This is a genomic window from Cystobacter fuscus, assembly GCF_002305875.1.
Classification (GTDB): domain Bacteria; phylum Myxococcota; class Myxococcia; order Myxococcales; family Myxococcaceae; genus Cystobacter; species Cystobacter fuscus_A.
Window position 1 is genome coordinate 7,516,364 of the sequence record NZ_CP022098.1, and the last position, 14,152, is coordinate 7,530,515.

The window sequence follows — 14,152 nt, forward strand, 5'->3', positions numbered from 1 at the left end:
GATTTGTTACTCGCAGTCAAATCCCAATCCATACGTACAAGGAGACCGCATGCAAACCGTACCGAAGCGGAGTTCCGTTGAAAAAGTCATCGTCGGAGCGTTGACGTGCCTCATGACGGCGGCGGGCTTCGGATGTGCCTCGCGAACAAAAGAAGCCTCCGCTCCACCGCCCGCACCGCAACAAACGACGCTCAATCCCTCGAACGTCGAACAGCCTCCCGAGGCAGACCAGGGGCCAGGGCAAGATCCACGCAGTGCCATTCCGCCACCGGACGAGAAGCCGCTCACGCCCGATGAAATCGAGCGGGCCGTGAATCCCTCTCCCACGGACCTCGCTCGGGCAGCTCAACCTGGCTTCATTGCCGACACGAGCCGGCCTTTCAACGAATACGTATGGCTGACGAGCCACAATGCCTTCTCCTGGGGCGCGGATTCCGGCGGAATCGGTTCCAACCAGGAGATGTCCCCGTTCTACCAATTGGCGCGCGGCGTGCGCGGGTTGATGTTCGACATCCACGGCTCCGACGTCCTGCTGTGCCATGGAATCTGCTACCCCAATAGCCGGAGCCTCGCGGAGGAATTCAAGCTCAGCGTGATGCCGACCCTGACACTCAACCGGAACGCCATCATCACGGTCTTCCTCGAGGACTACACGAACAGGGCCGACCTGACCCGAGCACTGGGCAGCATCCCCAACCTGGCGACCTACACCTTCAAGCCAACGACGTGGTCCTCGCAGAAGCAATGGCCCACGCTCGGCGAGTTGCTCACTGCCAACCAGCGCTTGTTCCTCATCACCAACAAATCGCAGAATGCGGGCGACCACCAAACGGGCTCCGGCACCGTACACCTGATCTACGACCAGAATCTCAACGTCGAGAACACCTACAATCTGGGTGACCTGGTCACCAGCCACGATTACTCCTGCGACACACGCTGGAACAGCATCCCGCTCGATACCGTGGCGGCGTCGTCCACCTATCATGGCTGGCCCCGGCTGTTCGTGATGAACCACTTCCACAAAATCCCCTACCCGCTGCATGGGGACACGGACAATCGCTTCGACAAGTTGCTGGACCGTGACCAATCGTATTGCCGCCCCAAGGCGAATCGAAGGCCCAACTTCATCGCGCTGGATCAGATCAATCGCGGCGATGCCACCGAATACGTCGAGTGGCAGAACAACGGCGGCGTCATCTTCCACGAAGGCAACGACGGCACCCAAGACATCGTCTGCGGCTTTGCGACCACCATCGCCCGGACCATCGATCTCCAGTCGAGCGATGAGGAGCGGCTGGGGTGCGAGAACGACGAAGCGCGCTCACTCGTACTGTCCGGCGTGAAGAAGGGCGTTCGCATCACGCTGTATGACAGCCCGAGCGGCAACCGCGAAGACGACTGGTACTTCATCGAGGTCAAGCGCGATATTGGAATGAACGAGCGGGTGGTTGTGCCAAGCTTCGAGGAGAGCAAGGACACTTCCGACTATCGCGCGGTCTACCTGAGAAACAATGGCCTCAACGGAAAGGTTTCGCGCATCCGGGTGGAACCCCAAGCCGGGGACATGTTCGCGGACGCCGCGGTCGTCCTCTACGAGGGGAACAACGCGTCCCAGAACATCGTCTGCACGCTGCCCCTCACGACCAGCCAATTGGTCAAATTCAAGAGCAACAGCTATGGCTGTGACAATGACGAGGCGCGGTCCGCGAAGATCGTGATCGCCAAGGCGGGAACGACGCTCACCGTCTACGACGATCCGAATGGCGGCACCGGCGACGATTACACGACCATCTACGTCAAGCAGGACATCCTGCAGCCCAGGGTCATCGGAACCTTCCAGTCCTCATTCGAGGATTCGTTCCTCAAGGTCACGTTCAAGAACCACAACGGCCTCGACGGCAAGGTGTCGTCCGCTCGAATCCAACGCTGAAGGTCGTCAGCACCCGCCCACCCGGCCCGAGTACCTCAAGCGCAGCCCCGGCCGCCGGGGCATGCGTCCACGCGTCAGGCGCTGAGGAAGTTGCAAGCGCAGTATCGTGCCTTCGTCGCGGTGCTTCGCGAGGCGGCGGCCAGATGGAGGCAGGGGGCTCTCCCGGCCCACTGCCCTTCCTTGGCGCCTTGGCGCCGGGCCGCCGCCTACGGGCGCAAGAACCTGGCGATGTGCGCGGCAGCGGCGTCGGCCGAGGCCGGCTCATTCCACATGTCATGGGTGGCCCCGGCGAGCTCGATCCACCTTCCATGCTTGACGTTGCACGTGAACGCCATCGCGGCCTGCTGGAAGGCCGAGTCCGCGGCACTCGTGTCGACACCGAGAGCGGACGGAAGCGTGGGCAGGCTGAAGTCGCGGGTGAGGAGCAGCGCCTTCTTCACCGCCGGCCAGGTCTCCGTCACATCGAACTGGGTGTAGGCGGTGAGCCCGGTGATGTACTCGTCGTACGTCATGCTCGAGGAAGACGGATCGAAGAACAGGGCTTCGAGTTCGATCACGCTATAGGGCCCGGCGGGCAGGCCGAAGGCGTTGTCCGGGAGAAACTGGATGGGTGGTACCTGGCCAAGCGAAATCTGCCCGTCATCGAGAAGCACCACCTTGTTGAGTGTCCGGGTCGGATGGGCCCGCTCGAAGGCCAGCACCTGCAGCGCACCAGCCGAGTGTCCCACCAGGAACGCCTTGCGGATCCCCTCCTGATTCAGGAAGGCGAGGATGACCTTGTTCATCAGGTCGACGATGTCGGTCCTGACGGCATGGCCCGACTGACCTTGGTTGAGCGGGTCGATGGAGAGGACCGCGTAGTCCGCGAACAACTCCCGGTGGAAGATCGAGTCCCCGGTGCTCCCCGGGTCGCCGTAGCCGGGGATGTAGATGATTGTCTTCTGCTTGCCGTGATTCCAGTACACACCGTGGAACGAGATGCCCTCCTGCTCCACCCAGACGCTTCGGGTGGAAACCTGTGCCCTGGCTGGTGCTGCTCCGAGGAAGAGCACAGCGGCGAGAACACTCAACACCCATGACCCCATTCTCATGCTGTTCACCTGGCGATCCTTTGCTGGCGGAAAAAGGACGAACTCCCGTCCGCCGACACGCCCAGATGGCGGTTGCCGCGTGACCTGTCAACTCCGAATACCCCCAAGATGGCCCAGCCCAAGCCCAAGACGGTGCCAAAGGACTCGGAAGTAATGAGAGGATTGGCAAGCTCGGGGATTTCATCCTCAAGCCAGATCCCCTGGACAGAGTGGAGAAGTGCGGAGTCACCTGCAAGGCGGAGCCGAAGAACTGGATGAACGACACGGCCCCGACCTGCCCACCACGCAAGCCCTGCCGCCGTGCCCTTCGGCGCTGCAGGGCGAACACCGCGCGCAGGAAGAGGGTGAGGACGTCCGAGAGCAGTCCCAGCTCACCTGGCCCAAGTCCATCCACATCCGGCCGTCGTTCCAGGCGGCGGGCTCGCGGAGCACGAACCGCTCGGCTCCGCTCCTTGCCCGGGCGGGGCGGGTGAAGGTAGGAAGCATCCCTCTCTGGCCGGAGAGCAGTCATGAGAGGGGGGTTCTTCATGCAAGCCAGGATTCTCCACCCGAGTCTTCGCGCGGCCTCACGCGCCGTGCTGCTCGTGGGGGCCCTCTTTCTTTGCGCCTGTCCCTCGGAGGGTGGCCCGAGGCCCGAGCCCTTCGACGCGGGCACGCCGCCCATTCCCCGCTTCACCCTCGAGCTCGAAGCAGCCCCGGTGACGGTGGCCCAGGGCGCGCGCGTCACGACGACGGTGCGTCTCTCGCGTCTGGACGGCTTCCGGGAGGCTGTGTCCCTCGAGCTGAGCGACCCCCCCGCCGGGCTCTCGGCGCCGCCGCTCTCGGTGGGCGCTGGAGAGAGCCAGGCCGAGTGGCTCCTGGAGGCCGCGCCCGATGCCCCCGTGGGAGGCCCTCATGTGCCGCGGGTACACGCCGTGGGCGGGGGCCTCGAGCAGCAAGGCGTGCTGACGGTTCACATCACCCGGCCTCCGCCGGGCTCGCTCGACCCCACCTTCGGACGGGGCGGGCGGGTGGTGCTGGAGGCCGCGCCCGGTTCGCTCCGGGGAGGACGCTCGCTGCCGCGGGAAGATGGCACGTGGGTCATCGCGGCGCAGGTCATCGCCAACGACGGCTACTCCTTTGGAGCCTGGCTCGACCGCTTCCTGGTGGATGGGCGCCGCGACCCGGCCTTCCGCTCGTCCGACGTCCTCTTCCAGGACTTCCTGGAGACGACGCACACGCTCGTGCGGGACGGAGACGGCGCGCTGCTGTGCGCCTCCGAGGGCTCTCTCTCCCGCTATCTGCGCGACGGTGGGGTGGACGTGGACTTCGGCTCGGGGGGCCTCGTACGCATCAACGAGCTCGACCATCGGGTCTTGCGCCCCCGTGCGCTCGCGGTGCTGCCGGAGGGACGGTTGCTGCTGGGCGGCGGGGTGGCGGACTGCGACCGTGGCTCCTCGCGGTGCCTGGTGGGGTGTGACGGGTGCACGCCCTTCGGGCTGGCACGGCTGACTCCCCTGGGCGCGCTGGACACCTCCTTTGGCCACGGAGGCTTCGTGGCCACGGCGCTGGGTCAGGACGCAGAGGTGCGTGCCCTGCGGCTCCAGCAGGATGGAAGGGTCATCGCGGCGGGCGTGGCGAGGACAGCCGAGCGGCGTCTGCTCTTCGTCGCGCGCTTCCTCGCGGACGGCACGCTGGATCCAGGCTTTCATGGGACCGGCGTGCACGCACTGGAGTGGAACCCGACCGGGCGGGACTGGGTGGACGTGAGCGTTCTGTCCGGTGGGGAGCCCGTCGTCGTCGTCGAGCACGAGGGAGACTTCCGGCTGGTGCGTTTCACCTCCGCGGGGGAACTGGACGCCTCCTTCGGCACGGGAGGCATCGTCACGACCGATTTCCTGGGCGGGGTGGACGAGCCCTCCGTGTTGGTGCCGTTGGCCGGGGACCGCCTGCTGGTGGGGGGCACCCGCTGGGCGGATGGGGGAGGCTCTCGAAGCGCCGTGCTCGCCCGCTACCAGCCGGACGGGACGCTGGATGCGATGTTTGGCTCCGGCGGGCGCTCGGTGGTGGGCCCCGGGGGGGTCTGGGCTCTGCATCTCCTTCCGGACGGCCACCTCTTCGTCCTGCTGCGTGAGGGCTCTGGGTTCGAGGAGTCCCTCGTGCTCGGCCGCATCCTGCCGTGAGGGGCGGAGCTGGCGCTGAGGAGCAGGGCAACCCAGCAGTGGTGCGCTCGTCTCCGAGCAATTCGCGAAGGCGTTCCGCGCCGAGGGATTGACGGGCCACCCTGACTTCCGACCAGTCGAGGTGGTCCGGGTTCGCGGCCGACGGCGTTCTCCCCTCGCCTCTTCTCCTCCACCCTATTTCCATGTCACTCCTGTCTTTGTCACTCCTGTCTATGGGCGGGGCGGCGGGGCTGCTTCGTGAGCGACCGGGGTCTGCAAGTACCGGGCGAAGTCCCGGCCTTGTTCATGGGTTCGATTCCCGCCGCCACCACGTCAGAGGCACGCGAGCGGAGGCCGTGTCACGAGTCCTTTCGCCGAGAGGCGTGGGCCCCGCCGTCCAGCATCTCGGAGAGGGTCGTGGCCTGGAGGACCCGGTCGAACCAGCTGTCGAGCGTGTCCATGTCCGTGCAGTCGAGGATGCGCTGCCGGGCTGCTTCCTCCACGTGAATCCCCCGGAGGGCCAGAATCCGCAGGAGGGGCTCGGCACGTCCCCGTGCCAGACCCTCTTCCCTGCCTCGCACCAGCCCCTGCTGACGTCCCTGCTCAAGGAGTTCCTCGCCATAGCTCCGCATCAACTCCTCCGCGCGTTGCTCATCCAGCACTGAATGTAGCACCTGCCCCGTGGCGTCATGGACAGCCTTGTCCCCGGTCCACAGCAGGTAGCGGATGACCACCCTCAGGTGTTCGGTGCCCTCTGGAGCCGCCTGCACCTGAGCGAAGAGGCCCACCCACTCCGGCAGCTTGTGCGCCAGTTCCCCCGTCCGCCCGTAGCGCAGCACCAACCACGCCAGCCGAGCCAGTGGAGGCCCGGGTCGTGCTTTCAACGCCTCTTCCCGCTCTGCCGTCAGGTCATCGAGCAGGTACTCGAAGCGCGGCACCCACGCTCGCCATTGCTTCCGCTCCTCCTCGCTCTCCCCTGGCAGCTCGAACAGGTCCTCCACCCGCCGCGGCACGCTCCAGGCCCCCTCCGGCCCGTGGTACATCACCAGCGGGAGGATGACCGGCAACAGGGAGTGCTCTGGGTGCTCCTGGCGCCAGCGCTCCACCTGGCGCACCACGTAGCGCAGCATCCTCAGCGCCATCCATCGGTCCACCGTGGACTGGTGCTCCAGCAGCACGTACAGCAGCAGCGGGCGCCCCGTACGCAAGCGGGCGGTGAAGAGCAGGTCGCTCTCGGTCTCGCGCAGTTCCGGGTCCACCACGCTGCCGGGCTCCAGGCGCAGACTGGACCAGTCCACTGCGGAGAAGAGCCGGGCGGGGAGAACAGCACGCAGCTCGGCCTCGGCCCGCTCGGGACGGCCAAAGGTATAGCGGGCGCCTGGAGCACCCCGCCGGGAGCCAACAGGCCGTGCATGTCCGCGTCTGCGCCCCTTCGTCACGTGGCCCGGTGTTAACCTGGGGCGCATGCTTCCACTCCTCCTTTTGCTCCTCATGGCGCAGATCCCATGCGTTCAGGGAGAGTCCACAGCCGTGTGTCACTGCAAGCAGGGCATGGCCAGCGCTTGCGCGGCCCTGGACCCTCGGAAGGCCGCCGAGATCGAGAAGGCCCTGCGCGTGTTGAAGGTGGATGCGGAAGGCGGAAAACAGGCAGCAGAGGCCGCGATTTCGGAGTCAGAGACCACCTCCAGCGCACCCGAGTCTCCCGACTGCAAGGGCCAGTTGCATCACGTCATCTCCAGACCCATTGCCAAGGCCCTGAATCGCCATCCGACACTCACGGGCGTCTATCAGCCCCGGGATTCACGTTTCGTCTCCCGTGCCGTCGACGAAGCCGCCCACTGTGGCTACCAGGACTGGCACCGGAAGGTCGATGAAGAGGTCGTCAATTGGCTCGACACCCACAAATCCGTGACCGCGAAGGAGTTCGAGGCGTTTCTTCGCTCGCTCTACAGCCGGCCTTCCTTGCGTGCGAGGTTTCCCCATGGATTCTGAGGCCCGTGACGCTTCATCCCGTTTCTTCGTTCTCAGGCATGCCCTTGGCTCCAGCCACGACTCCTCCTTCGAGACCGTGGGAGATGACAATCTGGGTGATGCCCCCCGGTGCCCTCGCTGTGGCGCCTTCATTGGGATGAGAACGTGGTTGCCACCCCTGCGCGGCGAACTGAAGCTGAACGGCGAGGGCTTCGGGGACTACGTGAGGGGACCTGGCAGTGGTGCGCTCGTCTCCGAGCAATTCGCGAAGGCGTTCCGCGCCGAGGGATTGACAGGCCTCCCTGACTTCCAGCCAGTCGAGGTGGTCCGGGTTCGCGGCCGACGGCGTTCTCCCCTCGCCTCTTCTCCTCCACCCTATTTCCATGTCACTCCTGTCTTTGGTGGCGCGGCGGTGGATGAGTCCAAGAGCCGCATCCGGCGTGCGTCTCCCCTCTCGTGCGACTGGTGCAGGGAGACCAACGTGGAGACCATCCATGGCTTCGCCCTGGAGGAGGGAAGCTGGCGGGGTGAGGACGTCTTCTTCGCCCGCGGCCTGCCAGGCAACGCGGTGGTCTCCGCGCGCTTCGTTCACTTCGTGGAGCGGCACGCGCTGAAGAACATGTTGCTGATCCCCACCGAGGAGTACATCTGGGATCCACTGGAGTTGGGACCGCCGCGCCCCACTCCGTGAGTTCGTCCATCAATGCCGGGGCAACGGCTGTTTTGAAAAGTGGTAAAGAAGTCCGTTACTTCGGGTGTTCCGCTCCAGCTTGCGAACCTCTCGTATTGATGATGCCCAGATGGGATGGAGCCGTAGCTCCCATCCGTGGGGCGGAGGAAGGTAGCGGGTGAAGAGACAGACTCCATTGTGGTTGCTCGCGGGGCTGCTGTGGCTGGGAACCTCCATCATCGTCACGGGCCTGGTCTTCTACGTGAGCTCACGCGAGCCCGGGTCCGCAGGGCAGGTGGATTGGCTGTTCGTTGCGCTGCTGTCGACCGCCGTCACGGGGATCGTCGTCGCGATCGTCCGCGAACTCCGCGCACGCCCCTCCCCCATGCAGCAGGCCGCGCTCACCGCGATCTTCAACGCCGAGGATCCCGATACCATCGGCGCGGTGGTCGTGATGAAGAAGGGAACCCCGGAGGTCGTCGCCACCGTCCGCAGCCGCGATGAATACCTCGAGCTGGCGGGTTCGGGCCGACTGCCCGAGGATCACCTCGTCTTCCTGCCCGACGACGCTTGAACCGCTGCCACGGTCAGCCCCTCACGCTCTCAGCTGCAGCCTCAGCAGGAGAAGCGCCCCCAGCGTGGGGAAGACGTAGCGCTTCCTCATAGGTCTCGAGCCGCCCTGAATCCACCGGCATCCGTCAGTGAAGCCCGCGAGCGCCCACCCCACTCACTGCCCAAGGGACGAGGGCGGGGACTTCGCGCTGAACGAGGGCACGTAGCACTTGCCCTGGTACTCGTGGAGGGAGTCCGGGCACGGCGCCTTCAGTTCATGAGGCATCCAGCACCCGCCCACCAACTCCACCTCGGAGTAGCGCGCGCAGGGCGGACGCTTCTGTCCCTTGTAGGGCGCTTTCGGCAGAGGCCGGACGAGCACGAATGGCTCCTCGGGGGTGGTGTCCGCGAGCACCCTGTCGATGGAGGCAGTGGGCACCTCGACTGCCGTGGGCTCCTCGTGACTCATGGGCGCTGGCGGGGTGTTCGGGGAGTGGGACAGCGAGGCCACCCACGCCAGGAGCAGGGCGCACAAAGTGGCGGTGCTCACCACGCCCATCCCCAGACGCCACCAGAGGCGGGGCTCGCGGGGCTCGGCGACGGCGCGGGCCATGCGCCGCGCTTCCTCAAGCACCCCCTCCAACGTGAGCAGCAGCGACTCCGCCGACTGCCTGTCCTGGGCTCTGGCCCAGTCGGTATGCTCCACTTCCATGACGGAGTAGCCCCGTGAGGCCCAGGCTCCGAAGACTACCCGCCAGTCCTTCCCCGGTGCCGCGACTTCCTCGGCGGCGTGCTTGCGCACCAGGGCCGTGGCCCCGCTCGTCTCGTGCGTGGCCAGGTAGAGTTCCACCTGACTGTCATGGGACTGCTGCACCTGCTCCTGAATCAGGTACGGCCCCACCCGCTCCGGTTCCTCACGGCTCGCCTGGGACTTCTTCTCCTCGTCCATGCGTGCTCCTCACTGGCCTCCCGGCATGCTGGAGGCCAAGGGCCGGTGTTCGCATGGACCGCGCCCGACTTCCAGGAGGTACCCGGTGTGTCAGGTGGGGGCCTACCCACACGAGTTCGATTCCCACCGCCACCACGTCAGAGGCACGCGAGCGGAGGCCGGGTCACGAGTCCTTCCGCCGAGAGGCGTGTGCCCCGCCGTCCAGCACCTCGGAGAGGGTCGTGGCCTGGAGGACTCGGTCGAACCAGCCGTCGAGCGTGTCCATGTCCGTGCAGTCGAGGATGCGCTGCCGGGCTGCTTCCTCCACGTGAATCCCCCGAAGGGCGAGAATCCTCAGGATGGACTCGGCACGTCCCCGTGCCAGACCCTCTTCCCTGCCTCGCACCAGGCCCTGCTGACGTCCCTGCTCGATGAGTTCCTCGCCATAGCTCCGCATCAGTTCCTCCGCGCGTTGCTCATCCAGCACTGAATGTAGCACCTGCCCCGTGGCCTCGTGGACGGCCTTGTCCCCGGTCCATAGCAGGTAACGGATGACCACCCGCAGGTGTTCGGCGCCCTCTGGAACCGCCTGGACCTGGGCGAAGAGGCCCACCCACTCCGGCAACTTGCGCGCCAGTTCCCCCGTCCGCCCGTAACGCAGCACCAACCACGCCAGCCGGGCCAGTGCAGGACCTGGCCGCGCTTTCAACTCCTCTTTGCCGGGCTCCAGGCGCAGACTCGACTAGTCCACCGAGGAGACGACGTGGGCGGGCAGAACGGCACGCAGTTCGGCCTCGGCCCGCTTGGGCGGCCGAAGGTGTAGCGGGCGAAGAGGTCATGAGGTCCGGACATGGGGCGGCACCCCAGCACAGAGCGGGCCAGTCGCACCCCACAGGGAGCCAGCAGGCCAAGTACACGTCCGCTTGCGCTCCCGTGGTCCCGTTCGCGAGACTCCCCTCTTCCGGGAGGGGTCTCCCACTGGACAGCCCGAGTCAGACGAACCGTCTCGTACAAATCGTCTGACACCTTCTCAGGACACCTTCTCAGAAAGCCAACACAAAACTAGGCTCCGATCCAAGAATCGGGAATCAACGCATCGCCATCATGCCAATCTTGGACGACGCTGACTGAAAACCATTCGTCGTTCAATCTGGCGTGATCTACGACAATGATCTGCGGACTTTTCTCCCCCTGAGACTCTTCAAAGAGTAACTGATAGATACTTCTAACCGCCGTGAGTTCACGATCTCCTGTGGGTTGCGCTCGCCCCAATAGCTTGGCAGTTTCAGCAGGAAACCAAGCTTGACTCGGCTGATCAAGCATCAGCACCGAAGGAACAGGAGACTGCAACTTCAAAAACAGTTTATGCAGCGCTACTGCTCCAGCAACATGATAACTAAGCCAATTAGCGCCGCTTCCTAATTCATTCAGCCCGACCCACTGCCCGTCGAGCTGAATTTCAAAAACAAAATCAACAAAGTTGATTCTAACCGAGGCGTCAGGAAACTCCACCTCGACCCCAAGAGAGAGAATTTGATTAATCAAATCACTTAATCTCTCATCCACATTCTTCTTGAGACGCCGAATAGCATTGTCGCCGACTTCAGCTTCGAGTTCATCAATTCTGGCCGAAAGTTCCGCCCCCCGCTCGTCCAGAGGCGTCTCCATTCGACGCATAGCATTCAAAACTTCCTTGGCACGACCAATGATCTGCTGTCGCCGTCCTACATCCTCCAGCAAAGTTCGACTCCTCTGGAGGTCTGAAAACAAGACCTTCAACTGTGCCTGAAGCTTAACTTGCGTCTCCTTCAGTTCGGCGATTTCTTCTTTCAGCCTTTGCCCTTCTTGCTCTAGCTTACCGCTAATACGCTTAGGTGGATTTCGAACGGACGCCAGACTTCGAAGTCCTTCAGATAGCATTCTCTCCATCGAAGAAACATCAACGCTTTCGCTACCGCAGACGGGACAGTTGTTCTTGTCTGGATCTGGCAGGAGGTCCCTAAGTTCAAGCCGAGCAATTTGCTTATCGGTGATCGCGGCATTTTCTTCGGCCTCTCGTGTGAAACGATCAATCGCCGCCAACTCGACGTTTTTTTGACGCAAAAGCCTTCTGACTTCAGCCTCTTTATTTTGAACATCCCCCAGATTCAATTCGTCAGTTGCCTTGACTATACTATCGATCTTGTAGTGGGAAATTTCCCCAAGCCTACCCATGAGTTCACTCATGGTGGGTGGCCGCTCGGAATTATTGGCCATGCCCAATGCTGCAGCTTCACCCCAAAGCCGCAGACCATGTTCGAACCCATCAGCGCGCAGCCGTGCCTTTTCACGCAGACGCCGTTCCAGCGAGTTTCGCTCCGAGTTAAGAGCACGGAGTTCACGGCGTCTTCTCAGCCTCTCAATGGTAAGTATACCCAAAAAATAATATGAAGCATCAGAGGCATGGCGTTTCTTGAATGCATCCTCCAATCCTGCAAAAGCCATGTTTCGGCTTGCGATTACATCCTGAGGCTGAAACAAATAAAAGGCGCAATGGCGAATATTTGCAGGAGTTCGAGACTCAGGATCCGCGTCACGCTCATTGGCTAACACGGGGAGGGCTTCTATGCCAGTGAACTCAGAGAGTTGCTCCCTCGCTGCCTCTATATTCCACCTCAGTTCCTCTGGCGGAGTTGCTGGCAGATCAAGTTTATATCCTGTCGCTATATGTACGTCATAGGAGGTCAAGCGACCTTCTTTCGGTAGAGGCCTGACCACTACAAAGTGCTCGTCACCTTTCGCAAACACAGCTCCGACATGCGAAGCATGGTCTCGAATCACTCCTTTAGCAATCGGGCATCCAGAAGACAGGAGGCAATAATTGACGATATCTAGAATGGACGACTTTCCTCGACTGGAACGCCCCGTAATCACACTTAACCCGAAGAGGTTGAACTCAATCTCTCGCAATTCTCCTGTCTTCCGCGAGTAAACCCCTATCTTCCAGAGTCGCCAACTCATCAAGACACCACCAATCCAAAAACAAGAGCAATCGCCCTATCGCCCCCCTCTTTAGCGAATATTTTGCCTAAGGCCACAGCATGACGTCTCAGCAGGACACTTGCTTCGGAATCCGGCTCTTTTGTACTACCAAGCGAAAGCAATCGTCCTTCGGCAAACGTCAAAACACCTGTGGCGACTCCCATCCGGACTGAACTCCAAAATGGCTTGGCCCAACCCTTGATCGCATGAGGGAGTTCGACCTTCCACTCAGGGTTTTCATTAAGAAGAATCGACAACTTTCCCTTGGCTGTAAGCGGCAACTCTCGTCTTATCCTCTCCGGTGCGAGCAAGACCAAGCTTAAAATCCCCCAAAGAAAATGCAAACCTTGTGCGGCGCCATCTTGTCGAATTTGTTGTTCTTGGTACCCCTGGCAAACCCAACGCAGGCAGATGGCGCCAAATGCTGGATTAGAATGCGCAAATTGATCTAGCACGGTGTCACTTACTCCTTGCAACCAGGGCGGACCAACCGATTGACGTAATCAGGATGCCAGCCAACAAGTGGAGGCGCATCAGAGCCATTGGCGAGCATGTGATACGAACCATTGGCAACATGGACAGGGATAGCCAATCCATTGTAAGAACCATGATATTTCATGCATTCGCCGTATATAGACCAGCCAGCCTTCGTCATTGATTCGCCTCCGGCAGGCTTGGTGCGCATGATTTCTAGTCGAACTATCCCCCACTTGTTTTTAAGATCATTGTCGTAACTCTCCAGGGCCGACCTGCTATCAATCCGCATTTGTAGCCAGTCGTCCCTTTCAGCTTGGGCTCGATGGAACATGGCAACCGCATTGGCGAGGTCTTCTTCCTCGGCCCCCAAGAGATCCATCTGCCTCAAATACACTGGATCTGTTTGGCGCTCAGCCTCCAGGGTGGGATGTGCTGCCATGCTTTTAGTGCTTATTAGCACAGACGGCAATTGTGCTTGATGAAGCTCTATAAGCTTGGCTTGCAACTCCTGGGCGGTCACCTTGCAGCCGCCTGACTTCAATCTGGAGGCCAAGATCAACTCAAACCATCCAATCAATCTTTCACTAAAATAGTTGATCGCATTTGGAGAGACCCCCATGCGCTTCAGTATTGGCTCGAACTCTGCATCCACTTCTGCCAATCGAGGCCGTGCTTCAATTATTGTTGACTGCTTAAGAAGTGAAACGCGTCGCCTTTGTGTCATGCCGAGCCAAGCCTGGAAGGCAGGGAGCAGGGCTTTGTTTTGTTTCTTGGCCGCAACGGCGTCGAGTTGCTTTTGAAGTAAGTCCAAATCGGCTGCCGGCTTGCTTTTGATGGTCAAGCAGCGGAGTTCCTTGTCCACTGTATGGGTGGAACAAAGGATGAGAGGCGTTGTTTCTGAAATGCGGTTTCGGGCTGCCAAGCTGACCCAGACTCGAAGTGTCTTCCATAGTTCCAGGGAATGACAGTTCAGGGCTCCGCTCTTAAATGAGTGTTTCCCTTGAATAGCAGTGAGTATTTTTCCGGTCGGTGAGCTGACAATGACATCGTCATGGCTCTCCAACTCGACCGTTTCTTCCGATTCCGCCTTCAGCAAAAACAACAATGCTTGGCGAGCCTGCCAGATGTACCCCGCCATTGCTGGAGCTGCCGAGAAGGACTGGTCCTCGCTCATTTGGTTCCAGTGGAACGCCACTTGCTATGGGTGTCAAGTTGTTGACCTCCTCATCCAGCACCAGGGGCAAAAGAGCCACGGGACCAAAGGCGGAAGGGGGTTCAGCCCGAGTCAGGCACCTGCTTCCAGGGTCTCAAGCGCCACACCGAGCTATCTCGCTATATGGCACCAACGGATAGGCGGGATAGAGGCGGTGG

12 protein-coding genes are annotated in these 14,152 nt (G+C 61.9%); 5 read left to right on the plus strand and 7 right to left on the minus strand.

All coding sequences use genetic code 11. The annotated features are described in order from the left end of the window. Positions 1 to 49: 49 nt before the first annotated feature. The gene (locus CYFUS_RS30275) at positions 50 to 1,930 is read left to right on the plus strand and encodes a hypothetical protein (protein ID WP_157758756.1); all 1,881 of its coding nucleotides are present in this window, start codon (positions 50 to 52) and stop codon (positions 1,928 to 1,930) included. Between the two features lie 206 nt (positions 1,931 to 2,136). On the opposite strand, the gene CYFUS_RS30280 is transcribed toward CYFUS_RS30275, so the two are convergent. Continuing rightward, a complete protein-coding gene (locus CYFUS_RS30280) occupies positions 2,137 to 3,021 on the minus strand; it encodes an alpha/beta hydrolase (RefSeq protein ID WP_095988392.1) in 885 nt (294 codons plus the stop codon). Between the two features lie 527 nt (positions 3,022 to 3,548). On the opposite strand from CYFUS_RS30280, the gene CYFUS_RS30285 reads away from it, so the two are divergent. Continuing rightward, positions 3,549 to 5,183: a delta-60 repeat domain-containing protein gene (locus CYFUS_RS30285; protein ID WP_198316177.1), complete on the plus strand. Its 1,635-nt coding sequence runs from the start codon at positions 3,549 to 3,551 to the stop codon at positions 5,181 to 5,183. Positions 5,184 to 5,521: 338 nt separating this feature from the next. On the opposite strand, the gene CYFUS_RS30290 is transcribed toward CYFUS_RS30285, so the two are convergent. Further along, a complete protein-coding gene (locus CYFUS_RS30290; protein ID WP_232536899.1) occupies positions 5,522 to 6,628 on the minus strand; it encodes an Rpn family recombination-promoting nuclease/putative transposase in 1,107 nt (368 codons plus the stop codon). Positions 6,629 to 6,713: 85 nt separating this feature from the next. On the opposite strand from CYFUS_RS30290, the gene CYFUS_RS30295 reads away from it, so the two are divergent. The 3 genes from CYFUS_RS30295 to CYFUS_RS30305 all read left to right on the plus strand — a co-directional run bounded on the left by CYFUS_RS30295 (position 6,714) and on the right by CYFUS_RS30305 (position 8,377). Next, a complete protein-coding gene (locus tag CYFUS_RS30295) occupies positions 6,714 to 7,154 on the plus strand; it encodes a Wall-associated protein precursor (RefSeq protein WP_232536900.1) in 441 nt (146 codons plus the stop codon). A 136-nt stretch (positions 7,155 to 7,290) separates the two neighbouring features. Then, complete coding sequence (locus CYFUS_RS53120; protein ID WP_232536901.1) at positions 7,291 to 7,824, plus strand: hypothetical protein; 534 nt, start codon at positions 7,291 to 7,293, stop codon at positions 7,822 to 7,824. A 157-nt stretch (positions 7,825 to 7,981) separates the two neighbouring features. After that, positions 7,982 to 8,377, plus strand: coding sequence for a hypothetical protein (locus tag CYFUS_RS30305; RefSeq protein ID WP_157758757.1), 396 nt, complete (start codon positions 7,982 to 7,984; stop codon positions 8,375 to 8,377). A 153-nt stretch (positions 8,378 to 8,530) separates the two neighbouring features. Here the strand turns inward: CYFUS_RS30305 and CYFUS_RS30310 are convergent, their stop codons facing one another. The 5 genes from CYFUS_RS30310 to CYFUS_RS51065 form a co-directional block, all read right to left on the minus strand. After that, a complete protein-coding gene (locus CYFUS_RS30310) occupies positions 8,531 to 9,304 on the minus strand; it encodes a hypothetical protein (RefSeq protein ID WP_095988396.1) in 774 nt (257 codons plus the stop codon). Positions 9,305 to 9,467: 163 nt separating this feature from the next. Then, on the minus strand, positions 9,468 to 9,992 hold the full coding sequence (locus CYFUS_RS30315) for a hypothetical protein (RefSeq protein ID WP_232536902.1): 525 nt from the start codon (positions 9,990 to 9,992) through the stop codon (positions 9,468 to 9,470). Between the two features lie 353 nt (positions 9,993 to 10,345). Continuing rightward, positions 10,346 to 12,283, minus strand: a complete 1,938-nt coding sequence (locus CYFUS_RS30320) for a DUF3732 domain-containing protein (protein ID WP_095988397.1) — start codon at positions 12,281 to 12,283, stop codon at positions 10,346 to 10,348. Continuing rightward, positions 12,283 to 12,759, minus strand: coding sequence for a three component ABC system middle component (locus CYFUS_RS51060; protein WP_157758758.1), 477 nt, complete (start codon positions 12,757 to 12,759; stop codon positions 12,283 to 12,285). Before CYFUS_RS51060 ends, CYFUS_RS30320 begins: the two co-directional genes overlap by 1 nt. An 8-nt stretch (positions 12,760 to 12,767) precedes the next feature. Beyond that, entirely contained in the window at positions 12,768 to 13,955 is a 1,188-nt protein-coding gene (locus CYFUS_RS51065; RefSeq protein ID WP_157758759.1) for an ABC-three component system protein, read from the minus strand. Positions 13,956 to 14,152 lie beyond the last annotated feature (197 nt).